Source organism: [Mycobacterium] manitobense, from assembly GCF_025821665.1.
In the GTDB taxonomy this organism is placed as follows: domain Bacteria; phylum Actinomycetota; class Actinomycetes; order Mycobacteriales; family Mycobacteriaceae; genus Mycobacterium; species Mycobacterium arseniciresistens.
Map to the genome: position 1 here is coordinate 1 of NZ_JACKSJ010000200.1, position 375 is coordinate 375.

General features: G+C 69.6%; 1 protein-coding gene. It reads right to left on the reverse strand.

Features of this window, described 5'->3' with window-relative positions; all coding sequences use genetic code 11:
- The coding region (locus H7I41_RS22780) for a sulfite exporter TauE/SafE family protein (protein ID WP_264014895.1) at nt 1-375 on the reverse strand (375 nt) is incomplete at both ends.

Consider the following 375-nt stretch of genomic DNA (forward strand, 5'->3'; position numbering starts at 1 on the left):
AAGGATTTCAAAGGATTTCATCGCGATCACGATCAGCGACGTCCCGACCGCGACCGGCATTGGCAGTCCACCCAGCAGAGCGAGCGCCGGAACCACCAGGAATCCGCCGCCGGCGCCCACCAGGCCGGTGACCAACCCGACCACCAGGCCCTCGGCGATGATCTTGGGAACGGGCAGGCGATGAGGGCCCTCGGCGGCCTGGACGTTCTTCCGCCCGCGCAGCATGGCCACCGCGGTGGCGATCATCATCACCGCGAAGCCGATGAGCAGGACGGTGCCGGGGATGAACCGGGCAAGCAGCCCACCGGCATAGGCGCCGGCCATGCCGGCCGCGCCGAAGATCAGGCCGGTGCGCCACTGCACCCGACCGGCGCG